The following is a 23223-nucleotide window of genomic DNA, read 5'->3' on the forward strand; positions in this document are numbered from 1 at the left end:
ATCTCTACCTGGCCCTGTTGTTTTTGTTATGGCTCAGGTTGGGGCGAGGTCATGTTGTTTTTGTTAGCGACCTACCGCTATGCCCAGTTTGTTTTTCTTACCCAGTAATACTGCAGGCGGTGTGCCACCTGTTGGATAAATTATAAATTTCAAAAGGTTGGCGTTTTTTAAAATAAAGAGGAACTTTGCAGCCCGAGAAGTGTTACCCCTTTTGCGGCCGTTTGTGCATGTTGTTGTGTGGGAAGGTAACAGTGCCGACGTCGCCACGAATGGATAATTTCTTATTTAAATCAGTGTATTAGACGATAGTCTTAGAGAGAGCTTAAAGCCGTTACCTAAGCCTTTAACCTGGGCGGCGAGCGGTCTTTTTACGCGGTATGCCAAGCCGTTGGCGCCGTTCCCAAAGATTTTTCCGGCTGATACCAAGTTTTTGCGCCAGCTCGGTTTCACTCATTTGATCCTGATGTTCGAGCACAAAATGCTGAAAATAATCTTCTAAGGAGAGGTCATCTTCATTCTCTTCAGTGATTTTTTCTGGGCTGCCACCGGTAGCCGAGGTGCTATTGGATGGCGCATGAGGACGAGCGGCGATGGGCGCCAGGCCCAAGTCATCCGGATGTATCAAGTGTCCTTCAGCAAGAATCACCCCGCGTTCCAGGGCATTCTCCAGCTCACGTACATTGCCCGGCCAGGGGTAATCACGCAGGTCTTGGCGGGCTGCACGGGATAGGCGCAGCCCCGTGCGTTCGTGACGCTTACACGCCTTATCGAGCAGAATGTCGGCGATCTCCAGCACGTCATCTTCACGCTCGCGCAGCGGCGGAAGCTCGATCTGCATCACGTTCAGGCGGTAATAAAGATCGAGGCGGAACTCGCCGGTTTTTGACAGCGCACGCAGGTCCCGGTGGGTAGCGGCAATCAAGCGGACGTTAACGTGGCGGGTTTCGACCGAGCCAATTTTACGGATTTCACCCTCTTGCAGTACGCGTAACAGACGCGCCTGGGCATCTAGCGGTAGCTCGCCAATCTCATCCAAAAATAGCGTGCCGCCATCGGCAGCTTCCACCAGGCCGGTGCGCGCCGCGCTGGCGCCGGTAAAAGCGCCTTTTTCGTGCCCAAACAGCTCGGATTCAATCAGCGTTTCGGGAATCGCTGCACAGTTCACGCTGATGAGCGGCGCTTTGGCCCGTTTGCTTTGTTGGTGAATAGCACGTGCCACGAGCTCTTTGCCGGTGCCCGACTCGCCGAGGATCAAGACGGTGACATCCGCTGGTGCGGTTTTACGAATGCGGGTGTAAACCTGCTGCATGGCAACGCAGTTGCCGATCATGGTTTGTCGTCCACCACCTGCATCAGTGATATCCGGCGGCGGACTCTGCTGGTTTGACTGCTTGTGCAGGATACGCTCAACGGTTTCCAGCAGCTCGGCGTGGTCAAACGGCTTAGCCACATAGTCCACGGCCCCCAGTTTGAGCGCCTCCACTGCAGAGCGCATGCTGGCGTAGCTGGTCATGATCAGCACTGGTACGGGGGCTGATGTGGCAATTAAGGAAGTGCCTGGCTCGCCCGGTAAGCGCAAGTCGCTGATGATGAGATCAAACCCTGTGAGTTCAAGCTGGCAGGCCTCCTCAGCACTGCCTGCTTCGCTGACTGTATAGTCGTTGCGTTCCAGTAGTCGCTTTAACGCGCTGCGAATAATCGCTTCATCTTCAACAATCAGAATCCTTGGCATGAGCTGGCTGATTATCCTGTTGGTAAAGCGGCAGCCATAACGTAATGGCAGTGCCGCGAGGCTGTCCGGGCGGTGGCGAGGCCACGTCTATTTTACCCTGATGCTCATTGATAATTTGATAAGCCAATGAAAGACCCAGGCCGGTACCCTCACCTGCTGGCTTGGTAGTGGTAAATGGCTCAAATAAGTGGTCGCGCACCCGGGGATCAATTCCCTGGCCGTTGTCGGTTATTCGCCACCAGGCGAGCTGGTCATCGCACCCGGCGTCAATATGCACTAGCCCGCCTTGGCCGCAGGCATCTCGGGCATTGCTAAGTAAATTGACCATGACCTGGGTTAACCGCTGAGCATCGCCGCGAACCACCAAGTCGTCGGGCGTTTCATTGGTTAAAGTAACATCCTCTCCCGAGCGGGCGAGGTGGATCAAGTGCAACGCATCTTCACTAATCGATGAAAGCGCGACCGGCGAGGTAGGGAGCGGCACCGATTGACGCCCGCCGTGGGCAAAGCCGACCAGCGAGTTGACGATTTTAGTCACCCGCTGGGTCAACTGCTGAATCTGATCGGCTGTTTCCAGCAGAGCGGGGTCATCGGTGTCGTAGCGTAGGTTCTGGGCCAAGGACGAGATGCCGGTAATGGGGTTACCGATTTCATGGGCGACCCCGGCGGCCAATTGGCCGATTGAGGCGAGCCGCGCCGCATGCACCAGCTCATCTTCCAGCCACTTCATCTCGGTATGGTCTTCAATCAGAATCACACTACCGCCACGGCTGTCGTGGCCGCTGAGAATGGCTTTGTGCAGCGTAAGGAAGTAATCCTTGCCGTGTAGCGTGACAGCCTGTTTGTAGAGTGGCGTTGATGTTGTCTCAAGCACGCTGCCCAGCAAACTTGGCCACGGTGCGGGTAGGCTGTCGCGGCGTGAGCCGATCACGCTTTCACCGCTAATACCTGAAAGTTGCGAGAGCGCCTGGTTCCACATCAACAGCTCATCATCATCGCCCAATACGCAAAGCCCCACCGGTAAATAGGCCAACGTCTGGCGGTGATGGCGGCGCAAGCCGTCGAGTTCACGGGCTAACCCTGTTAGCCGTGAGCGGTAGGCTTCCAGGCGGCTTTCGACAAAGTGAATGTCGTCGGTTTCCGGAGTGTCGTCGTGACGGTAGGGCAGATAACGGTCGACGATGTCTCGCGCTACCGAGGGCCCCATTAGGCCCGAGAGGTTGGCCTGAATGCGGTCGCGTAAACGACGCAGCGCGTAGGGGCGGCGCTCTTGAGGGGTTAAGTTGAGCGCTTTCAAGGCGCGGGCGACTTCACGGCTGGCGGCTTCATCGCCAAGTGCTTGGGCTAAGTGGGTGGAAAAGTCGCTAGCGGTGGCGGCTTCTAATGGGAAGCGTTTGGAGCGGATCACCGCGTCAACCGAGCATGCCTCCGCGGCGGATTGTTCTCCTTCGGAGATACGCGTAAATAGCGAGATCACAATCAGCAGCAAAATATTGACGGCGAGCGATACCAGCGTGACGTTGTACCACAGTGGCGCATCGGCAGCCGTGAACGGCGTGAAGAGCAGCACTGGCGGAGGCAGTGAAAGTATAAGCGGCAGCCATAACCCCCACAGCCAGATACTGACGCCTGCGACCAAGCCAACAATCATGCCTTTACGGTTAGCGCCAGGCCAATAAAGTAGCGCTAGCATGCCGGGCAGACACTGGGCCATGCCTACAAAGGCCGCCAGTCCCAGGCCAATTAAGCCGTGGTAGCGGCCTACCCACTGATAAAACAGCCAGCCACCGATAATCACCGCAACGACTAAGCCACGTCGCAGCCATAGTAGCCAACCATAGAGGTCACTACGTGCTTCAGGCGGTCTTGCCACCAGCACAATGTGATTCAACACCATGCCGGAGAGCGCCAGCGCAATCATAATCATGGTACCACTGGCAGCGGCTAGTCCGCCGATAAATGCCAGCGCGCCGACCCACCAGTGCTCCGTCATCAAGTAGGCGGCATAGGCAGCGATGGGTATGTCAGGATTAACTGACTGAGCGGCCCACCAGATCAGCGGCACGGGCAGCGCCATTAGCAGAAGAAACAGCGGTAGCGTCCAGCTGGCTTGTAGCAGGGTGTGCCGCGATAGGCTTTCCGCGAAGCTGATATGAAATAGGTGCGGCATCATAAACGCAGCAGCGAAGAACAGAAGCAGTAGGGTGCGCCACTGGGCAGGGTCAAGTTTGGGCGTCTGCTGTTGAAGAACGGCCCCAGGGCCCTCCAACCACAGCTGAAGATCACCGGGGCCGTCAAATACCATCCACAGGGCCACCGCACCGAGCCCGAGCATGGCCAGTAGTTTAACGATGGATTCAAAGGCGATAGCGCTGAGCAGCGTGTCGTGCCGACCATGGGATTGGCTATGGCGGGCGCCAAATATCACGGCGAAAGCGGCAATGATGATGCAAAAAAGGAGCGCAATGCTGCCGCCTGCTTGGCTAGCCGTCATGATGTCGATGGCATCACTCAAGGTTTGTACTTGAATACCCAGCAGTGGCAGTACTGCTAACAGGCTGACTAACGTCACCAGTGTGCCCGCCCACCGCGAGCGAAAGCGAAAGGCAAATAGGTCTGCCAGCGACGTTAATTGGTAGGTACGAGTGATGCGCTGGATCGGTACCAGCAGTACGGGCGCCAGCAAAAAAGCACCCGCCGCGCCGAGGTAGTAGGCAAGGTAGCCAAACCCCGCGTTGGCAGCCATCTCCACGCTGCCATAGATTGCCCAGGCGCTGGCATAAACGCCCAGAGCAAGTGTGTAAACAATCGGGTGGCGAGTAATATGCACTGGCACCCAGCCACGCTCTACCGCAAAACCGCAGCCAAACAGCAGCGCCAGGTAACCCAGCCCAAGCAGTAGGACGCCGACTATCTCAACGTTCATCTCAACGTTCATCAAGCTTCCTCTTCTGCTCCAGCCAGAGGGTTAACGCAATCAAGCCGCCCCATATCGCGAATGGCCGGTACCAGGCAGACCCAGGGTCGCTCCAGCCATTCATCAGCAGTGGCGAGAGCAGGTAGCCGCCAAACACCAAAAACAGCATGATGCGATAGACGTACATATCAATCTCCTGCTGAACGTAAAGAGGGAGTTAAGCGGTGTGCCGTAGGCCGTAGCCGTGCCAATGACCAGTTTGCTACCGCCCAGTGTAACTGAGTCGCCGGGGGCTCGGAGGCAAGTTCCTGGGGTGGCGTTTGATCAAGTGCTTCCAACGCTTGAAAGAGCTGCTGGCGCACTTCCTGCTCGTCTTCTGCCAGGGCCGGAGCCAGGTTTTGCTTTGAGAGCTTTTGCCCTTCAGCGGTAACGACGAGCGGCAAGTGCAGGTAGCGCGGCTGCGGCAGTTGAAGCGCGTTCTGTAGTTGGCGCTGCCAAGGGGTGTTGTCGAGCAAATCGAGCCCGCGTACCACATCGGTAATCTGCTGCTCGGCGTCATCCACTACGACGGCGAGCTGATACGCCCATAGGCCATCTTTACGCTTTAATACCACATCGCCGAGTTCAGCGGGGTCAAACTGCTGTTCGCCGAACAGCCGGTCTTGCCAAAGGATAGGGCGCTCGCCAAGGTCGCTGCGCAGCCGCCAGGCTATCGGTTTATCCGCATCGCAAACGCCATTGCGGCACCAGCCAGGGTAAATATCAAACGCCTGCCACTGCTTACGCGAACAGCTGCAAGGGTAGGCAAGATCTAGCTGTATCAGCCGATCTAAAGCGTGTTGATAAGCATCGCCACGGGTGTGCTGCCACATGACTTCCTCGTCCCACTCAAGACCAAAGGTTTCCAGCTGGCGCAAAATGGTGCTCGCCGCACCTTCAGGGCAGCGGGGTGGGTCAATATCTTCAATACGCACCAGCCACTGCCCATTGGCCGCACGGGCATCTAGATAGCTGCCTAGGGCGGCGACCAGTGAGCCAAAGTGCAGCGGGCCAGAGGGCGTAGGCGCAAAGCGGCCACGATAGCGAGCAGAATTCTTCATAGTAGCGTCGTTGTAGGAAGCTTTCGTCATGCAAAAAGGTCATTAACAAAAACGGGCACCCTAAGGTGCCCGCGTTCGCATAGAACGTTCTTTTAGCGCTCAGCCGCCAAGCTGTTTTTCTTTTAGTTCTGCTAAGGTCTTGCAATCCACGCAGAGCGTAGCGGTGGGGCGAGCTTCTAAACGACGGATGCCGATTTCAACGCCGCAGGCTTCGCAGAAACCGTAATCGTCATCATCGATATTATCCAACGTCTCGTTAATTTTCTTAAGCAGCTTACGCTCGCGATCCCGGGTGCGCAGTTCCAGGCTAAAGCCCTCTTCCTGGGTAGCGCGGTCGGCGGGGTCGGCGTAGTTATTCGCATCTTCCTGCAGGTGGCGTACGGTACGATCCACCTCTTCCATGAGATCCTGTTTCCAATCCAGCAGCAGCTGACGGAAGTGCGCTAGCTGCTGCTCGTTCATATACTCTTCACCCGGCGCTGGCTCATACGGGGTGAAGGACTTGGACGCTTCCGTTTTCTTTTCTGCTACTGGCATGGGACTGCCCCTTACATATGTGACTACTGATCGACCATGAGCGTATGTCACGATCTCACGCCAAAGGGATGCTTGTTTAGCTGAAAAATGGCTGGGTTGCAAGCATAATGGTGCGATTTCGACCATTGTGTTGAGCGCTAAAAAAGTAGTGCCATGTTTTATTTAGATTTTAATAATACCCTCGATTTTAAAATGATGAGATGAAGGAGCCGTTATGGCCTGGAATTCACGTGTCGATCACGTTGCCCCTTTTCGGGTCATGCATTTACTGGAAATGGCCCAGGCGCGGGAAGCCGCCGGCCACGATGTGATTCATTTAGAAGTCGGTGAGCCGGATTTTGCTACCCCAGAGCCGATTATAGCCGCCGGACAGCAGGCGCTGACCAGTGGTCATACTCGTTATACCCCCGCGGCAGGGTTACCCGCACTGCGTGAAGCAATTGCCGGGCACTATGCTGAGCACTTTAATGCCACGGTAGATCCAGCGCGTATTTTGGTCACGCCCGGTGCGTCAGGCGCATTGCTGCTGGCGAGCCAGCTATTGGTTGAAACGGGCTCGTGGGTGCTGATGGCCGACCCTAACTACCCCTGCAACCGTCACTTTATGGCGTTAGCTGGCGCTGAAATCGATGCGGTATCCGTGGGGCGTGATAGTGGCTGGCAATTGGATGCCGCCTTAGTGGCGCAGCATTGGCACGAGAAGACGAGCCTGGCGATGCTGGCATCGCCCTCCAACCCCACCGGTCATACGTTGAGTGCGCCACAGCTTTCGGCAGTTCTTGCGGCCGTCGCCGAGCGTGAAGGCGAGGTCATCGTCGATGAGATCTATCAGGGCCTTAACTACGACGATGTGCCGCTTTCGGCGACGTCGCTCTCCGACAGTGCTTTTGTGGTGAATAGCTTCTCAAAGTATTTCGGCATGACCGGCTGGCGCCTGGGCTGGCTGGTGGCGCCCGAGCATGCGGTAGAGCCATTAACTCGACTAGCGCAGAATATGTTCCTTGCCGCGCCAACGCCTTCACAGCATGCCGCGCTGGCAGCCTTTACGCCGGAATGCCGTGGGATTCTCGAACAGCGCCGTGAAACGCTTAAAGAGCGCCGTCAGGTGCTATTGAGAGGCTTGGCAAGCTTAGGGCTGGCGCCGGATCTGCCGCCACAAGGGGCGTTCTATTTATGGCTGGATATCTCCCGCTACAGCCGCGATAGCCAATCCTTTTGTGAGCGCCTGCTGCTGGAAGAGAACGTGGCGATTACCCCCGGTATTGATTTTGCCGTGCGTGGCGGCGAACACCATGTGCGCATTGCCTTCACCAATGATGTGGCCCGCCTGGAAGAGGCAGTGGCGCGGATTGCCCGCTTTGTGGGCAGGTTGTGATGCTGGGCTATCCAGCGCTTGTACCGGGCATACTGCTCAAGCGCTATAAACGATTTCTTGCCGATGTTTTATTAGATGATGGTCGTGAGGTGGTCGCGCACTGCCCCAATACCGGCTCGATGAAGGCAGTGAACGTGCCAGGATGTCGTGTGTGGCTGTCACCCAGCGATAACCCTAAGCGCAAGCTGGCCTGGACCTGGGAGTTTATCGAGCTGCCGCAAGCTGATGGGCAGGTGGCGCTCGCCTCGGTGCATACTGGCCGGGCCAATCGCATTGTTGAAGCGGCGCTGGAGGCGGGGGCTTTGGCACCGTTGGCAGGCTATGCCACCTTGCGCCGGGAAGTGAAAGTAGCCGATGCCCGCCTCGATTTTAGGCTGGATGATCCAGAGCGGGGGCGGGCGTATATCGAGGTGAAGCAGGTCACCCTGAAAGAGGAGGATGGCCACGGCTACTTTCCGGACTCGGTAAGCGTGCGTGGCACCAAGCATCTGCATTCGCTGCGGGTACTGGCGGAGCAGGGCGAACGGGCAGTGCTCCTGTTTTGTGTTGCCCACGAAGGCATTGCTGACGTAGCCGCCGCTGCGCATATTGATGCGACGTACGCAGCGGCTCTGGCGGAGGCTGCGGCCAGCGGCGTGGAAGTGCTTGCCTATGGCATTGACGTGGAGCGGGAGCAACAGCGTCCCATTGGCGTGCGGTTAACCACCAGCCTGCCTGTACGACTTTAAAGTGGCATGAGCTTGCCGAGGGCAGGTGACGCAAGGGCGCTGTGAACCCTTCCCTGGGCGCTACTTTCGCCATCCATGGCGAAAGACCCTTGCTTACACCAACCCTCGGCGCTTTGGATGCTAATTTATATGTTTCTAGTTACGACTTAGCGATCAATATAAAAACGCTGAATAAAGTTCACCGGCTCGGGGGCGGCGTTACGGTCATAGCGCACGCTTAGCTCGAAGCGCATGCCTTCATCTTCACGCATTGTGAAAGGTGCAATATGGTAAGTGGCATCACCGTCATGAACGGTGCGAAAACTGAGGGATTCCTGAACCCCGGTTAAGCCGCTCACATGGCCCTGCACGCTGGCATTGACGGCGCGAGTACTGCCATCCTCCTGGCGCTCACGCACGCTAACATTGACCAAGCCGCGGTTGGCGCTGCGCTGGAGGTTGTTCGCTTGGGCCACCTCTGGGGTCAAAAAGCTGCTGTTCACCGCGCTGTAGTGAATCTCGTAGTCGCCTACAAGGGCGAACTGTTCGGCGTAGGCCGCCGCAGTGGCGAAGAGCGTGCCGACAAGAGCGGCACTGATCATTAATCTGCGGAACATGTCGTGGCTCCTTGGGTTACGTTTAAACGCAATGAAAATCTAACGTCGGCGAACGCGGAAAATGGCAATTTCACCAAACAGATTGGGCCATAGACGTGATTTCCAGTGGCCTTGATGGTCCCCGACGCCCACCGCGCGATCAACAATCATTAGACCCTTCTCACGGCATAGATGCTCAAAGTCATTGAATGTCGACAGGTGGATATTAGGCGTGTCGTACCAGGCGTGTGGCAGCGACTTGGAGACCGGCATATAGCCGCGCAAACCTAAATGAACACGGTGACGCCAGTAGGCGAAGTTGGGGAAGGTGATAATGCCCTCTTCGGCGACCCGCAGCATTTCATCCAGCATCTTATCGGGGCGGCGCAGCGCCTGCAGCGCCTGGGTCATGATGACTTGGTCATAGCTGTTATCGCAAAAGCTGCTCAAGCCGTCGTCCAGGTTATGCTCAATCACGCTGACGCCGCGTGCCACGCAGGCATTAATACCGTCATGGTCGATCTCCAGGCCATAGCCCGTCACGCCTTTATTGCGTGCCAGGGTCTCCAGCAGTTCACCATCGCCGCAGGCAAGATCGAGCACGTGCGCCCCTTTAGGCACCCAGTCGTAAATCAGTTCAAGATCGGCGCGCATCATGGCGTCTCCTCCGCGCCCGTTGGGATGAGATTGAGCTCGCGGGCTGCGCGGTTCATAAAGGCGCTGACGATAGCATCGTAGCGTGGCTCTGAGAGTAGGAAAGCATCGTGCCCGTGGGGCGACTCAATGTTGGCGTAGCTCACCGACTTGCCTGCACGGGTGAGGGCGTCGACCAGCTCTCGCGAGCGCGAGGGCGGGAAGCGCCAGTCGGTGGTAAAGCTGACAATCAGAAACGGACACTGTGCTGGCGCCAGCGCCTGGGCAAAGTCGCCGCCCTGAGTGGCCGCCGGGTCAAAGTAGTCCAGCGCCTTGGTCATCAGCAGGTAGGTGTTGGCATCAAAAGCGGTGGAAAAGGTATCGCCCTGATAACGCAGATAGGATTCCACCTGAAACTCGACGTCGAAACCAAAGTTAAGGTCGTCGCTGCGCAGGTCGCGGCCAAACTTGCTGCCCATGGCGTCTTCCGACAGATAGGTGATATGCCCCACCATGCGCGCGAGCTTTAGCCCCCGTTTAGGTACGGTGTCGTGCTCAGCGTACCAGCCGTCAAAAAACTCTGGATCTGAGCGAATCGCTTGGCGAGCCACTTCGTTAAAGGCGATATTCTGTGCCGAGAGCCTGGGCGTTGCGGCAATCACCACCGCGTTGGCGACCCGCTCCGGATAGGTCATGGTCCACTGCATGACTTGCATGCCGCCAAGGCTGCCACCGACGGCTGCAGCCCAGCGCTCAATGCCCAGTTGGTCGGCAAGCCGTGCTTGGCTGGCTACCCAATCGCTCACTGTCACCATGGGGAATTCCGGCCCCCACTGGCGACCGGTCTCGGGGTTGTGGCTGACCGGCCCGGTGCTGCCGTGGCAGCCACCGAGGTTATTCAGCGAGACCACAAAAAAGCGGTTGGTATCGATCGCTTTGCCGGGGCCAATATGGGCATCCCACCAGCCGGGCTTGCGATCGTCCTCGCTATGGTAGCCCGCCGCGTGGTGGTGGCCTGAAAGTGCGTGGCAAATCAGCACGGCGTTGCTACGCTCAGCGTTCAGCGTGCCGTAAGTTTCGTAAATCAGCTCATAGGCAGGCAGCACTTTGCCACACGCAAGTGCGAGGGGCGTGTCGAAGCGTGCTACGTGCGGAGTGACGAGGCCGACGGATGTCGTCGGCCGGTCTGCAAAGGCAAGAGTGTCTGAATCAGGCATTGAAGGCGCTAGTCCTGCTGAAGGTTTGCGACTGAGTGAATCTTGCTAAATAGGCACTGGCCGTCGCCATCACAACCCAACCAGCGCGCCGGAAATGCCCGCCGCACGAATCATTGAGCCGACCACCAAACCATCAATCAGGTTAATGGCAATAAACACCACGATAGGCGAAAGATCGATCATGCCCAGCGATGGAACCACTTTGCGCACCGGTGCCATAATCGGCTCTACCAGTTGCATTACCAGCAGCGCACCTGGATGGCTGGCGTTAGGCGCTACCCAGCTCAAGATGATCATGACAATCATGGCGAAGAAGTAGATTTTTAAAATTGCATTCGCCAAGGCCGCCACGCCCGCGATCAGCAGGCCAGCAATGGGTGGCATGCCAACGCCGATAACCATGAAAATGGCGACAATGCTGACGACTTTCAAGACAAAGCCTGCCGCCAACGTGGCGAGATCAAAACGACCAGCAACGGGACCTAAAAAGCCCTGAAACAGACCTACTACCGGCTGGGTGATTTTGACTACCGACTGGCTTAACGGGTTGTAGTAATCCGCCCGCGACGCTTGCAGCAGAAAGCGCAGCATCAGTAAAAAAAGGTAAATATTGATGAGGGTATTTACCAGCATTAACCCTGCACTGCCCAATTCATTGCCCATTATTATGTCTCCTTGATGATTCGTTGCGAGGCGGTGGCGTTACTGAACCGTTATTTCAGTACTGTTATGTCACTTTCCGCTCAGTTCCTTAGCCATTGCCTGGGCGCGATCGGCACATGCCTGCATGGCGTCGGCAATCGTGGTGCGCAATTGTGCCTCTTCCATGTGTTGAATGGCACGTTCAGTGGTGCCGCCCGGCGACATTACATTCTGTTTCAGCGTGGCCGGGTCTTTATCACTCTGTTGCGCCATCGTAGCGGCACCCAGTGCGGTTTGAATAGCGAGGCGACGCGCGGTGGCGGCAGGCAGGCCGAGTTTAACGGCGGCTTCTTCCATGGCTTCGAACATCAGAAAGAAATAGGCCGGGGCACTGCCGGAAACGGCGGTCACCGCATCTAACAGGGCTTCCTCTTCCACCCATTCGACAATGCCGACCGCTTCCATTAGCTGGGTGGCCACATCGCGCTGCTCATCGCTTACTTTCGCATTGGCGTAGAGGCCGCTGGCGCCGTAGCCAACCAGCGAAGGCGTATTGGGCATGCAGCGCACCATAGCGTTGTTACCACCTAGCCACTGGTCGATAGTGTCGGCATCCAGGCCTGCGGCAATCGAGATAACCAACGGCTGCTGGCGCTGAACGCTGTCGCGCAGCGCTTCACAGACGGTGCGCATGATTTGCGGCTTCACTGCGAGCACCACCACATCGGCTTCAGCCACCGCCGCATTGTTGTCGGTATTAGTATTAATACCCAGACGCGCTTTAACCGGTGCCAGTTCGCTATCACTCGGTGCGGTGGCGGTAATAGTAGAAGGCGCGACGCCGCTGTCGATGAGGCCGCCGATAATGGCGCTGGCCATATTGCCAGCCCCAATGAAGGTAATGTTATTCGCCATACCAGGTGTCCTTAAGTAAAAGTATGTTCAGTGTGTAGGTAGGCTACTGCCCGCCTAGGCCGATTGGCGGGCGCCGAAAATCGCGGTGCCTAACCTTACCAGCGTGGCACCTTCCAGTACCGCCGCTTCTAAATCGTCGCTCATGCCCATTGAAAGTGTATCAAGAGGGGCATTCGGCAAGCTGCTCTGTAGGGAGGTTAACGCCTCGCGCAGCGCTGCCAATGGCTGGCGCTGAGCATCTACGCCTTCCGCCGGGGCGGGAATCGCCATTAAGCCGCGCAAGTGCAGGTTGGGCAGTGTGGCGACTGCTTTGGCCAGCTCTTCCAGCTCTTCTGGCAGCACACCGGCCTTGCTCTCTTCGCGGCTGATATTAACCTGCAGGCAGATATTCAGCGGCGCTAGGTGGGTCGGGCGCTGTTCGCTGAGGCGCTTAGCAATTTTTAGACGATCAACGCTGTGCACCCAATCAAAGTGCTCGGCGACCGCGCGGGTCTTGTTGGACTGCAGCGGCCCAATGAAATGCCAGACAATGTCGTCAAGATCAGCAAGCTCAGTCTGCTTCTCTAGCGCTTCTTGCAAATAGTTTTCACCAAATTCACGCTGGCCTAACTGCCAAACTTGGCGAATCATTGCCGCAGGCTTGGTCTTGCTGACCGCCAGCAACTTGGCTGCATTCTGGGCGCGTCCCGCGGCTTCTAATGCGTTACGCAGGCGTTCACGCGCCTGAGCGTATGAAGAGCCGAGTGACTCGTTAAGCGCGATGTCTGTCATACTCAAGCACCTTACCGCAGCTGGGAAGAGAGATGGATATTACCGAACTGCTAGCATTCTCGGCAAAGCAGAATGCCTCTGACTTGCACCTTTCGGCCGGTTTGCCGCCCATGATACGTGTTGATGGCGACATTCGTCGGCTCAATGTGCCCGCTATCGATAATAACGATGTGCGCAAATTGATCTACGACATCATGAATGATCGACAGCGGCGCGACTACGAAGAGCACTTGGAAATTGATTTTTCCTTTGAAGTGCCGGGCGTTGCGCGCTTTCGCGTGAATGCTTTCACTCAAGCGCGCGGTGCAGGGGCGGTGTTTCGCACCATCCCCAATCAAGTGCTCTCTATGCAGACCTTGGGGCTTGGTGAGGTATTTGAGCGCTTAGCGATGTTGCCGCGTGGCTTGGTGCTGGTAACAGGCCCCACGGGGTCGGGCAAGAGCACCACGCTGGCCGCGATGATCGATTACATTAACGATCATCGTTACGAGCACATTCTCACCATTGAAGATCCCGTTGAGTTTGTCCACGCCAGCAAGCGCTGTTTGATTAATCAACGCGAAGTGCACCGCGATACCCATAGCTTTGCCGATGCGCTGCGTAGCGCGCTGCGTGAAGACCCGGATGTGATTCTAGTCGGTGAGCTGCGTGATCTTGAAACTATCCGCTTGGCGCTTACTGCGGCAGAGACGGGGCACCTGGTGCTTGGGACGCTACACACTACTTCGGCAGCTAAAACCGTTGACCGCATCATTGATGTCTTTCCCGGCGAAGAGAAAGCCATGGTGCGTTCGATGCTGTCCGAATCGCTCCAGGCGGTGGTGTCGCAATCACTGCTTAAACGCCAGGGAGGCGGACGTGTGGCGGCGCATGAAATCCTCATCGCCACTTCGGCAGTACGCAACTTGATTCGCGAAGACAAAGTGGCGCAGATGTATTCGTCCATTCAAACCGGCGGCAGCCTGGGCATGCAAACCCTGGATGCCGCGCTGTCACGGTTAGTGAAAGACGGTACGGTTAGTTTGGAAGAGGCGCAGCTGAGTGCGAAGGGAACGCTGTCGATGAAGGATGAATAAGGAACATAGCGTGCCAGATGCCCAACTTTCGCCCACCCAGTGGCTGCATCAACTACTCGATATTATGGTTGAGCAGAACGCTTCTGATTTGCTCATCTCCGTGGGTGCGCCGCCAAGCCTGAAAATGCCCGATGGGCTGGTGCCGTTGGGTCAGCAGCGTTTAACTGCCCATCAGGTCAACGAACTGGTCACCCACACGCTGCCGGAAGGGTTGCGCGAACGGTTTGCCAGTGAGCATGAAGCGAACTTCGCGCTGAGTCGCGAGGGCAAAGGGCGTTTTCGGGTCAGCGCGTTTCAGCAGCGCAACCAGATGGCGATGGTGGTACGCAGCATCGCGATTGAAATTCCTCGCCTGGAGGCGCTAGGCGTGCCGGAGCAGTTGGCTGAATTAGCTCAGGCCAAACGCGGGCTGGTACTGGTGGTAGGCGGTACGGGAACCGGCAAATCAACGACTCTGGCGGCGATGATTCAGCAGCGCAACGAAACCGTCGGCGGTCATATCATCAGCATCGAAGACCCCATTGAGTACCTGCACCCGCACAAGCGTGCGATTGTGAATCAGCGGGAAGTGGGGATTGATACCGAGTCGTTTGAGGTGGCGCTTAAAAATACCCTGCGTCAGGCGCCGGATGTGATTCTGATTGGTGAAATCCGCACCCGGGAAACCATGGAGCACGCGCTCACCTTCGCCGAAACCGGCCACCTCTGTTTAGCCACCCTACATGCCAATAACGCCAATCAGGCGCTAGAGCGCATCATTCACTTCTTCCCTCATGAACGCCATGAGCAGATATGGATGGATCTTTCGTTGAATCTGCGTGCGGTCGTTGCTCAGCAACTGCTGCCCACGCTTGCGGGTGGGCGCCGTGCAGCCATTGAGATCATGCTGCAGTCGCCGCGCATTGCCGACTTGATCCGTAAAGGGGAAGTCGCCGAGATTAAAGCAGCGATGGCCAAGTCCCGCGATGCTGGCATGCAGACCTTTGATCAGGCCCTGCATGACCTGCATCAGGCGGGGCATATCAGTAGAGAGGTGGCCATGGCCCACGCCGACTCGGCTAACGACCTGCGCATGCTGCTCAACGTCAGTGACGCCAGAGCGCGTAACCTCTCGCTGGACGAACAGGTGCCGAGTCATTTAAGCCTGCGCGATGGCGATGATTACTAAGCGTTAGCAACGCAGCAAAAAGCTATGCAGCATAAATACCGCCCAGCACCCGCAGGCCCTGCGCACCGGTGACCGAAGGCAAGTTGCCAGGCAGGTGATTCAATCGCTGATGAGCCAGCCAGGCAAAGGCGCCGGCTTCTATCCAGTCTTCAGGCCAGCCATACGCCGATGGCGAAGTTAGCGTGGCGCGAGGCAAGTGATGGGCAAGGCGCTGCATTAAGTAGCCGTTGTGAGCGCCGCCGCCAGCGGTGATCAGCGTGAGCGGGCCCTCATCGGCCCGCAGTTGTTCAATCCCTTGGGCGACACTCACTGCCGTAAGTTCAGCCAACGTCGCCTGCACATCGGCGGCGGCTTCCTGACCGCTAAGATATTTTTGTAGCCAACCCATATGAAATAGCTCTCGTCCCGTGCTTCTCGGCGGCGGCTGCTGGAAGAACGGTTCGGATAGCAATCGAGCTAACAGCGCCTGATCTACTTCGCCGCTCGCGGCCCAATCGCCGTTCTGATCAAAGCGGCCCCCCTGGTGCAAGGCAAACCAGCCATCCAGCAATACATTTGCGGGCCCGGTATCAAAACCGATCACTGGATCGGTCGGTTGGCTAGAAAGCCAAGTGAGGTTGGCAAAGCCGCCCAGGTTAAGCACTAACTGATGCGCGTCTGATCGCCCAAACAGCGCCTGATGAAAGGCCGGTGCCAATGGGGCAGCCTGGCCCCCTGCAGCAAGGTCTCGACGTCGGAAGTCGGCTACTACCGTGCAGCTTGTGAGTTCCGCCAACAGGCTGGGGTTGTCCAGCTGTAAGGTATAGCTCGGGCCACCGTCGTGGCCTGCGGGAGCGTGTTCAATGGTTTGGCCGTGGCTACCGATGGCGCTGATTTGTTCTACGCTCACTGAAAGGGGGGCTAATAGGCGTTGTACGGCGCGGGCTTGGCATTGGCAAAACGCGTGCTCCGCTGCTGCGAGCTGGGCAAAGCTCACCTGTTCTGCATGGCACAGCGTGAGCAGCTGGCGATGCAGGTCATCTGGCATGGGTTCGGCATGGGTGGCCAATAGGCGCGGCGGCGATTCATTTTCAATAGCGATAAGTGCCGCATCAATACCGTCCAGACTAGTGCCGGACATCAGGCCAATATAGTAAAGCGGCGAAGCGTTAGGCGTTTTCATAAGCAAACTCGTACAAAGCGGGGCTGAGGCTAAACCAGGGTCAGCGCTAAACCAAGGCTCAACCAAGGCGAGCGAGCATGGTAACATCGTCGGTTATTTATCACCTGAGCCCGGTATGGGCGGTTCGTTATAGTGGAGAGAGGCAATGAGTGAGGTGGATCAGGCTTTAGCGCTGTTATCGCGCGGTACGCATGAAATCCTGGTAGAGGATGAGTTAAAAAAGAAGCTGGCCTCCGGCCGCAAACTGCGTATTAAAGCGGGTTTTGATCCCACGGCCCCTGACCTGCACCTGGGACACAGCGTGTTATTAACCAAAATGCGCCAGTTTCAAGACTTAGGCCACACGGTTATCTTTTTGATCGGCGATTTCACCGGTCGTATTGGTGACCCCACCGGTAAGAACGTGACGCGCAAACCGCTCACCGAAGAGGACGTGAAAGCCAACGCCGAAACTTACAAAGAGCAGGTGTTTAAAATCCTCGATCCTGAAAAGACCGAGGTACGTTTTAACGCCGAGTGGTTTAGCGAGCTCACCGCCGCCAAAATGATCGAGTTAGCCGCCCAAAGCACCGTTGCCCGTATGCTGGAACGGGACGACTTTGAAAAGCGCTATAAAGCCAATCAGTCCATTGCTATTCACGAATTTCTCTACCCGCTGGTACAAGGCTACGACTCGGTAGCACTTGAGGCGGACGTGGAGCTGGGCGGCACCGACCAGAAGTTCAACCTGCTAATGGGGCGCGAAATTCAAAAGCACTTCGGCCAGGAACCCCAGGTGGTCATTACCATGCCGCTGCTGGAAGGGTTAGACGGCGTACAGAAGATGTCGAAGTCCTTGGGCAACTACATTGGTGTCGATGAAGCGCCGGGTTCGATGTTCAACAAACTGGTCTCCATGCCGGATAGCTTAATGTGGCGCTACTTTGAGTTGCTCTCTTTGAAATCGAACGAAGAGATCGACGCGCTTAAGCAGAGCGTTGAGCAGGGCGCGAACCCGAGGGATATCAAAATGGAGCTGGCGCGAGAGCTGATTGCCCGTTACCACGGCGATGAAGCAGCAGCCAATGCGCACAAGTCTGCGGGTAATCAGCTGGCTGATGGCGAACTCCCAGAAGATCTGCCGGAAGTCACGGTCGATTTCGAAGGCAGTGAGCAAGCGCCCATTGCGGCAGTGCTTAATAGAGCAGAGCTTGCGAACAACAGCGCCCAAGCCAAAGATATGCTGGGTAATGGCCGGGTTAAAGTCGACGGCGACGTCGTTGCCAAAGACACCATGCTGGCAACAGGTAAGAGCTATGTGATTCAGGCGGGTAAGAAACGTTACGCACGTGTGACACTTATTTGAACTTTCTGTGCTTATTTTTCAACAACCCCATTGCCAACCCGTCAGTGAGATCGTATAGTACGCATCCGCTGCCGGGGACGCCTAGCGTTGCCAGCGGTGAATGAGGTGTAAAAGCCTTGGTTTGTCAGGAAGTTAGCGCATTTTTTATCGCTCGCTTCAGTCGCTAAACACAGCGGTTGACAACCACCAGGAAATGCGTAGAATACGCCTTCCTCGCTGCGGCAGGCCAGTTCAACGGTTCGCCAGTCAAACACAGCGAAACAGCTCTTTAACAATTTGATCAGGTAATTCATGTGGGCGCTTGCTGACGTTGGTGACAAATCACCAAATATCAAGGCAAGCGGTCATGACAATGTAAATTGAAATGAATTCGTTTGAACCTTGAGCCAAGTTTGATCCGCTTTTGCTGCCTTCGGCTAGTCCTTAGGTAGGCGAGTAAGGATCACAATGATTGTAAACTGAAGAGTTTGATCATGGCTCAGATTGAACGCTGGCGGCAGGCCTAACACATGCAAGTCGAGCGGTAACAGATCTAGCTTGCTAGATGCTGACGAGCGGCGGACGGGTGAGTAATGCATAGGAATCTGCCCGATAGTGGGGGATAACCTGGGGAAACCCAGGCTAATACCGCATACGTCCTACGGGAGAAAGGGGGCTTCGGCTCCCGCTATTGGATGAGCCTATGTCGGATTAGCTAGTTGGTAAGGTAATGGCTTACCAAGGCGACGATCCGTAGCTGGTCTGAGAGGATGATCAGCCACATCGGGACTGAGACACGGCCCGAACTCCTACGGGAGGCAGCAGTGGGGAATATTGGACAATGGGGGCAACCCTGATCCAGCCATGCCGCGTGTGTGAAGAAGGCCCTCGGGTTGTAAAGCACTTTCAGCGAGGAAGAACGCCTGTCGGTTAATACCCGGCAGGAAAGACATCACTCGCAGAAGAAGCACCGGCTAACTCCGTGCCAGCAGCCGCGGTAATACGGAGGGTGCAAGCGTTAATCGGAATTACTGGGCGTAAAGCGCGCGTAGGTGGCTTGATAAGCCGGTTGTGAAAGCCCCGGGCTCAACCTGGGAACGGCATCCGGAACTGTCAGGCTAGAGTGCAGGAGAGGAAGGTAGAATTCCCGGTGTAGCGGTGAAATGCGTAGAGATCGGGAGGAATACCAGTGGCGAAGGCGGCCTTCTGGACTGACACTGACACTGAGGTGCGAAAGCGTGGGTAGCAAACAGGATTAGATACCCTGGTAGTCCACGCCGTAAACGATGTCGACCAGCCGTTGGGTGCCTAGAGCACTTTGTGGCGAAGTTAACGCGATAAGTCGACCGCCTGGGGAGTACGGCCGCAAGGTTAAAACTCAAATGAATTGACGGGGGCCCGCACAAGCGGTGGAGCATGTGGTTTAATTCGATGCAACGCGAAGAACCTTACCTACCCTTGACATCTACAGAAGCCGGAAGAGATTCTGGTGTGCCTTCGGGAACTGTAAGACAGGTGCTGCATGGCTGTCGTCAGCTCGTGTTGTGAAATGTTGGGTTAAGTCCCGTAACGAGCGCAACCCTTGTCCTTATTTGCCAGCGAGTAATGTCGGGAACTCTAAGGAGACTGCCGGTGACAAACCGGAGGAAGGTGGGGACGACGTCAAGTCATCATGGCCCTTACGGGTAGGGCTACACACGTGCTACAATGGCCGGTACAAAGGGCTGCGAGCTCGCGAGAGTCAGCGAATCCCTTAAAGCCGGTCTCAGTCCGGATCGGAGTCTGCAACTCGACTCCGTGAAGTCGGAATCGCTAGTAATCGTGAATCAGAATGTCACGGTGAATACGTTCCCGGGCCTTGTACACACCGCCCGTCACACCATGGGAGTGGACTGCACCAGAAGTGGTTAGCCTAACGCAAGAGGGCGATCACCACGGTGTGGTTCATGACTGGGGTGAAGTCGTAACAAGGTAGCCGTAGGGGAACCTGCGGCTGGATCACCTCCTTAAACGATGCGTCACGCGTCAGTAAGCGTCCACAATGAATTACCTGATCAGAATGCTGTTGATACGCAGTGATAAGTGACTCTTTTTTCACGTTAAAAAGAAAAAATAGCTTTTGAATTTTAAAGGTCTTTTCTTTTTTTAATAGGAAAGAACGCTTATCACTGCTTATAGCAGTCGCTCTTTAACAATGTATATCATGCTGACAAGAACACTTCGCAAGAAGTGGTCTTAAATTGTGATACGCGTCAGCGTATCCGGCAAAATGAAACGTGATCATTGCGAGATACCAGACTCCTTCGGGTTATAGGGTCAAGCAATGAAGCGCACACGGTGGATGCCTAGGCAGCCAGAGGCGATGAAAGACGTGGTAGCCTGCGATAAGGCTCGGTGAGGTGGCAACAACCTGTGACCCGGGCATTTCTGAATGGGGAAACCCACCGATCATAAGATCGGTATCGTGCACTGAATACATAGGTGTACGAGGCGAACCAGGGGAACTGAAACATCTAAGTACCCTGAGGAAAAGAAATCAACCGAGATTCCCCTAGTAGCGGCGAGCGAACGGGGACCAGCCCTTAAGCATGTGACTGATTAGGCGAATGCGTTGGGAAGCGCGGCCGTAGCGGGTGATAGCCCCGTAGTCGAAAATCTGATCATGTGAAATCGAGTAGGTCGGGGCACGAGAAACCTTGACTGAAGACGGGGGGACCATCCTCCAAGGCTAAATACTCCTGGCTGACCGATAGTGAACCAGTACCGTGAGGGAAAGGCGAAAAGAACCCCGGAGAGGGGAGTGAAATAGATCCTGAAACCGTGTGCGTACAAGCAGTAGGAGCAGACTTGTTCTGTGACTGCGTACCTTTTGTATAATGGGTCAGCGACTTATATTCAGTGGCGAGGTTAACCGTATAGGGGAGCCGTAGGGAAACCGAGTCTTAACTGGGCGACACAGTCGCTGGATATAGACCCGAAACCGAGCGATCTATCCATGAGCAGGGTGAAGGTTGAGTAACATCAACTGGAGGCCCGAACCAGGATCTGTTGAAAAAGATTTGGATGACTTGTGGATCGGAGTGAAAGGCTAATCAAGCTCGGAGATAGCTGGTTCTCCTCGAAAGCTATTTAGGTAGCGCCTCACGTAGTACCGCCGGGGGTAGAGCACTGTTTCGGCTAGGGGGTCATCCCGACTTACCAACCCGAGGCAAACTCCGAATACCGGTGAGTAACGCGTGGGAGACACACGGCGGGTGCTAACGTCCGTCGTGAAAAGGGAAACAACCCAGACCGTCAGCTAAGGTCCCGAAATCCTGGTTAAGTGGGAAACGATGTGGGAAGGCTCAGACAGCTAGGAGGTTGGCTTAGAAGCAGCCATCCTTTAAAGAAAGCGTAATAGCTCACTAGTCGAGTCGGCCTGCGCGGAAGATGTAACGGGGCTAAACCAGGTACCGAAGCTACGGGTTCATCCTTTGGATGAGCGGTAGAGGAGCGTCGTGTACGCCAATGAAGGTGGATTGAGAAGTCTGCTGGAGGTATCACGAGTGCGAATGCTGACATGAGTAACGATAAAGGGAGTGAAAAACTCCCTCGCCGGAAGACCAAGGGTTTCTGTTCGACGCTAATCGGAGCAGAGTGAGTCGGCCCCTAAGGCGAGGCCGAAAGGCGTAGTCGATGGGAAACGGGTCAATATTCCCGTACCGGACATGGTTGCGATGGGGGGACGAAGAAGGCTAGGTGAGCCAGGCGTTGGTTGTCCTGGTGAAAGTGAGTAGGCTGAGGGTTTAGGTAAATCCGGACCCTTTTCAGGCCGAGACACGAAACGAACTGACCACGGTCAGGAAGTCACTGATGCCACGCTTCCAGGAAAAGCCTCTAAGCTTCAGATCATGTGCGACCGTACCCCAAACCGACACAGGTGGTCAGGGAGAGAATCCCAAGGCGCTTGAGAGAACTCGGGTGAAGGAACTAGGCAAAATGGTGCCGTAACTTCGGGAGAAGGCACGCCGGCGTAGGGTGATGAGACTTGCTCTCTAAGCCCGAACCGGTCGAAGATACCAGGTGGCTGCAACTGTTTATTAAAAACACAGCACTCTGCTAACGCGCAAGCGGACGTATAGGGTGTGACGCCTGCCCGGTGCCGGAAGGTTAAATGATGGTGTTAGCCGCAAGGCGAAGCTCTTGATTGAAGCCCCGGTAAACGGCGGCCGTAACTATAACGGTCCTAAGGTAGCGAAATTCCTTGTCGGGTAAGTTCCGACCTGCACGAATGGCGTAATGATGGCCACGCTGTCTCCACCCGAGACTCAGTGAAATTGAAATCGCCGTGAAGATGCGGTGTACCCGCGGCTAGACGGAAAGACCCCGTGAACCTTTACTATAGCTTCACACTGGACGCTGATGTTGCCTGTGTAGGATAGCTGGGAGGCTTTGAACTTTGGACGCCAGTTCGAAGGGAGCCAACCTTGAAATACCAGCCTGGCATCATTGGCGTTCTCACTCAGGTCCGTTATCCGGATCGAGGACAGTGTGTGGTGGGTAGTTTGACTGGGGCGGTCTCCTCCTAAAGAGTAACGGAGGAGCACGAAGGTACCCTCAGCACGGTCGGACATCGTGCATTGAGTGCAAGAGCATAAGGGTGCTTGACTGCGAGACAGACACGTCGAGCAGGTGCGAAAGCAGGTTCTAGTGATCCGGTGGTTCTGTATGGAAGGGCCATCGCTCAACGGATAAAAGGTACTCCGGGGATAACAGGCTGATACCGCCCAAGAGTTCACATCGACGGCGGTGTTTGGCACCTCGATGTCGGCTCATCACATCCTGGGGCTGAAGTCGGTCCCAAGGGTATGGCTGTTCGCCATTTAAAGTGGTACGCGAGCTGGGTTTAGAACGTCGTGAGACAGTTCGGTCCCTATCTGCCGTGGGCGTTGGATGTTTGAGAAGGGCTGCTCCTAGTACGAGAGGACCGGAGTGGACGACCCTCTGGTGTTCCGGTTGTCACGCCAGTGGCATTGCCGGGTAGCTATGGTCGGACGGGATAACCGCTGAAAGCATCTAAGCGGGAAGCCCCCTTCAAGATGAGACATCCCTGAGGCCTAGAGCCTCCTGAAGGGCCCAGCGAGACCAGCTGGTTGATAGGCACGGTGTGGAAGCGCTGCAAGGCGTTGAGCTAACGTGTACTAATGGCCCGTGAGGCTTGACCCTATAACACCCAAGGGGTCTGGTCGCGATGATGACGTAACATTAAAAAAACCGGATACGCAGCGTGTGGCCTAGCTCAAGAAGAGCCCAGGCGGCACGATGAGACGATCACAATTTAGCAATAGTCAGCATGATGTACATTACCCGTT

General features: G+C 56.0%; 17 protein-coding genes and 2 rRNA genes. 7 read left to right on the top strand and 12 right to left on the bottom strand.

Translation table 11 applies throughout. The annotated features are described in order from the left end of the window. Positions 1–343: 343 nt before the first annotated feature. The 5 genes from Q3Y66_RS01575 to dksA all read right to left on the bottom strand — a co-directional run bounded on the left by Q3Y66_RS01575 (position 344) and on the right by dksA (position 6286). Positions 344–1732, bottom strand: coding sequence for a sigma-54 dependent transcriptional regulator (locus Q3Y66_RS01575; RefSeq protein WP_008958809.1), 1389 nt, complete (start codon positions 1730–1732; stop codon positions 344–346). Then, positions 1710–4658, bottom strand: coding sequence for an ATP-binding protein (locus Q3Y66_RS01580; protein ID WP_035587118.1), 2949 nt, complete (start codon positions 4656–4658; stop codon positions 1710–1712). The genes Q3Y66_RS01575 and Q3Y66_RS01580 overlap by 23 nt, the downstream gene beginning before the upstream one ends. A 1-nt stretch (position 4659) precedes the next feature. Further along, positions 4660–4836, bottom strand: coding sequence for a hypothetical protein (locus tag Q3Y66_RS01585; protein ID WP_008958811.1), 177 nt, complete (start codon positions 4834–4836; stop codon positions 4660–4662). A 1-nt stretch (position 4837) separates the two neighbouring features. After that, positions 4838–5749 (bottom strand): tRNA glutamyl-Q(34) synthetase GluQRS, encoded by a 912-nt coding sequence (gene gluQRS / locus Q3Y66_RS01590; RefSeq protein ID WP_035587119.1) that lies wholly within the window; start codon positions 5747–5749, stop codon positions 4838–4840. A gap of 99 nt (positions 5750–5848) precedes the next feature. Beyond that, entirely contained in the window at positions 5849–6286 is a 438-nt protein-coding gene (gene dksA / locus Q3Y66_RS01595) for an RNA polymerase-binding protein DksA (protein WP_008958813.1), read from the bottom strand. A gap of 214 nt (positions 6287–6500) precedes the next feature. Between dksA and Q3Y66_RS01600 the strand changes: the two genes are divergently transcribed. Then, positions 6501–7661, top strand: coding sequence for an aminotransferase class I/II-fold pyridoxal phosphate-dependent enzyme (locus Q3Y66_RS01600; protein ID WP_008958814.1), 1161 nt, complete (start codon positions 6501–6503; stop codon positions 7659–7661). Then, positions 7661–8389: a DNA/RNA nuclease SfsA gene (gene sfsA / locus Q3Y66_RS01605; protein WP_008958815.1), complete on the top strand. Its 729-nt coding sequence runs from the start codon at positions 7661–7663 to the stop codon at positions 8387–8389. The genes Q3Y66_RS01600 and sfsA overlap by 1 nt, the downstream gene beginning before the upstream one ends. Positions 8390–8535: 146 nt before the next feature. Here sfsA and Q3Y66_RS01610 read toward each other — a convergent pair whose 3' ends face one another. The 6 genes from Q3Y66_RS01610 to Q3Y66_RS01635 form a co-directional block, all read right to left on the bottom strand. Further along, on the bottom strand, positions 8536–8985 hold the full coding sequence (locus Q3Y66_RS01610; RefSeq protein ID WP_008958816.1) for a DUF4426 domain-containing protein: 450 nt from the start codon (positions 8983–8985) through the stop codon (positions 8536–8538). Positions 8986–9024: 39 nt separating this feature from the next. After that, a complete protein-coding gene (metW, locus tag Q3Y66_RS01615; protein ID WP_008958817.1) occupies positions 9025–9618 on the bottom strand; it encodes a methionine biosynthesis protein MetW in 594 nt (197 codons plus the stop codon). Further along, the gene (locus Q3Y66_RS01620) at positions 9618–10814 is read right to left on the bottom strand and encodes a homoserine O-acetyltransferase (RefSeq protein ID WP_008958818.1); all 1197 of its coding nucleotides are present in this window, start codon (positions 10812–10814) and stop codon (positions 9618–9620) included. Before Q3Y66_RS01620 ends, metW begins: the two co-directional genes overlap by 1 nt. Before the next feature lie 69 nt (positions 10815–10883). Continuing rightward, complete coding sequence (locus Q3Y66_RS01625) at positions 10884–11477, bottom strand: YggT family protein (RefSeq protein WP_008958819.1); 594 nt, start codon at positions 11475–11477, stop codon at positions 10884–10886. Between the two features lie 69 nt (positions 11478–11546). Further along, complete coding sequence (proC, locus tag Q3Y66_RS01630) at positions 11547–12371, bottom strand: pyrroline-5-carboxylate reductase (protein WP_008958820.1); 825 nt, start codon at positions 12369–12371, stop codon at positions 11547–11549. A 54-nt stretch (positions 12372–12425) separates the two neighbouring features. Then, complete coding sequence (locus Q3Y66_RS01635) at positions 12426–13142, bottom strand: YggS family pyridoxal phosphate-dependent enzyme (protein ID WP_008958821.1); 717 nt, start codon at positions 13140–13142, stop codon at positions 12426–12428. 32 nt (positions 13143–13174) lie between these two features. On the opposite strand from Q3Y66_RS01635, the gene Q3Y66_RS01640 reads away from it, so the two are divergent. Both Q3Y66_RS01640 and Q3Y66_RS01645 read left to right on the top strand, forming a co-directional pair. Then, the gene (locus Q3Y66_RS01640; RefSeq protein ID WP_008958822.1) at positions 13175–14218 is read left to right on the top strand and encodes a type IV pilus twitching motility protein PilT; all 1044 of its coding nucleotides are present in this window, start codon (positions 13175–13177) and stop codon (positions 14216–14218) included. Continuing rightward, positions 14211–15386, top strand: coding sequence for a PilT/PilU family type 4a pilus ATPase (locus Q3Y66_RS01645; protein WP_008958823.1), 1176 nt, complete (start codon positions 14211–14213; stop codon positions 15384–15386). The genes Q3Y66_RS01640 and Q3Y66_RS01645 overlap by 8 nt, the downstream gene beginning before the upstream one ends. Before the next feature lie 22 nt (positions 15387–15408). On the opposite strand, the gene Q3Y66_RS01650 is transcribed toward Q3Y66_RS01645, so the two are convergent. Beyond that, positions 15409–16548 (bottom strand): anhydro-N-acetylmuramic acid kinase, encoded by a 1140-nt coding sequence (locus tag Q3Y66_RS01650; protein WP_008958824.1) that lies wholly within the window; start codon positions 16546–16548, stop codon positions 15409–15411. Positions 16549–16693: 145 nt separating this feature from the next. On the opposite strand from Q3Y66_RS01650, the gene tyrS reads away from it, so the two are divergent. The 3 genes from tyrS (at position 16694) to Q3Y66_RS01665 (ending at position 23077) form a co-directional block, all read left to right on the top strand. Beyond that, positions 16694–17893, top strand: coding sequence for a tyrosine--tRNA ligase (gene tyrS, locus Q3Y66_RS01655; RefSeq protein ID WP_008958825.1), 1200 nt, complete (start codon positions 16694–16696; stop codon positions 17891–17893). A gap of 455 nt (positions 17894–18348) precedes the next feature. Further along, a 16S ribosomal RNA gene (locus tag Q3Y66_RS01660) occupies positions 18349–19881 on the top strand. Positions 19882–20186: 305 nt separating this feature from the next. Beyond that, positions 20187–23077: ribosomal RNA gene (locus tag Q3Y66_RS01665) — 23S ribosomal RNA — on the top strand. The 16S and 23S rRNA genes sit together here, the layout of an rRNA operon. Positions 23078–23223: the final 146 nt, after the last annotated feature.

This window comes from Halomonas sp. HAL1 (assembly GCF_030544485.1).
Lineage (GTDB): Bacteria > Pseudomonadota > Gammaproteobacteria > Pseudomonadales > Halomonadaceae > Vreelandella > Vreelandella arctica.

Bases quoted from the DNA above. Each gene is read 5' to 3' on its own strand.
- Q3Y66_RS01575 (WP_008958809.1), bottom strand. From the start codon at position 1,732: ATGCCAAGGATTCTGATTGTTGAAGATGAAGCGATTATTCGCAGCGCG.
- Q3Y66_RS01580 (WP_035587118.1), bottom strand. From the start codon at position 4,658: ATGAACGTTGAGATAGTCGGCGTCCTACTGCTTGGGCTGGGTTACCTG.
- Q3Y66_RS01585 (WP_008958811.1), bottom strand. From the start codon at position 4,836: ATGTACGTCTATCGCATCATGCTGTTTTTGGTGTTTGGCGGCTACCTG.
- gluQRS (WP_035587119.1), bottom strand. From the start codon at position 5,749: ATGAAGAATTCTGCTCGCTATCGTGGCCGCTTTGCGCCTACGCCCTCT.
- dksA (WP_008958813.1), bottom strand. From the start codon at position 6,286: ATGCCAGTAGCAGAAAAGAAAACGGAAGCGTCCAAGTCCTTCACCCCG.
- Q3Y66_RS01600 (WP_008958814.1), top strand. From the start codon at position 6,501: ATGGCCTGGAATTCACGTGTCGATCACGTTGCCCCTTTTCGGGTCATG.
- sfsA (WP_008958815.1), top strand. From the start codon at position 7,661: ATGCTGGGCTATCCAGCGCTTGTACCGGGCATACTGCTCAAGCGCTAT.
- Q3Y66_RS01610 (WP_008958816.1), bottom strand. From the start codon at position 8,985: ATGTTCCGCAGATTAATGATCAGTGCCGCTCTTGTCGGCACGCTCTTC.
- metW (WP_008958817.1), bottom strand. From the start codon at position 9,618: ATGCGCGCCGATCTTGAACTGATTTACGACTGGGTGCCTAAAGGGGCG.
- Q3Y66_RS01620 (WP_008958818.1), bottom strand. From the start codon at position 10,814: ATGCCTGATTCAGACACTCTTGCCTTTGCAGACCGGCCGACGACATCC.
- Q3Y66_RS01625 (WP_008958819.1), bottom strand. From the start codon at position 11,477: ATGGGCAATGAATTGGGCAGTGCAGGGTTAATGCTGGTAAATACCCTC.
- proC (WP_008958820.1), bottom strand. From the start codon at position 12,371: ATGGCGAATAACATTACCTTCATTGGGGCTGGCAATATGGCCAGCGCC.
- Q3Y66_RS01635 (WP_008958821.1), bottom strand. From the start codon at position 13,142: ATGACAGACATCGCGCTTAACGAGTCACTCGGCTCTTCATACGCTCAG.
- Q3Y66_RS01640 (WP_008958822.1), top strand. From the start codon at position 13,175: ATGGATATTACCGAACTGCTAGCATTCTCGGCAAAGCAGAATGCCTCT.
- Q3Y66_RS01645 (WP_008958823.1), top strand. From the start codon at position 14,211: ATGAATAAGGAACATAGCGTGCCAGATGCCCAACTTTCGCCCACCCAG.
- Q3Y66_RS01650 (WP_008958824.1), bottom strand. From the start codon at position 16,548: ATGAAAACGCCTAACGCTTCGCCGCTTTACTATATTGGCCTGATGTCC.
- tyrS (WP_008958825.1), top strand. From the start codon at position 16,694: ATGAGTGAGGTGGATCAGGCTTTAGCGCTGTTATCGCGCGGTACGCAT.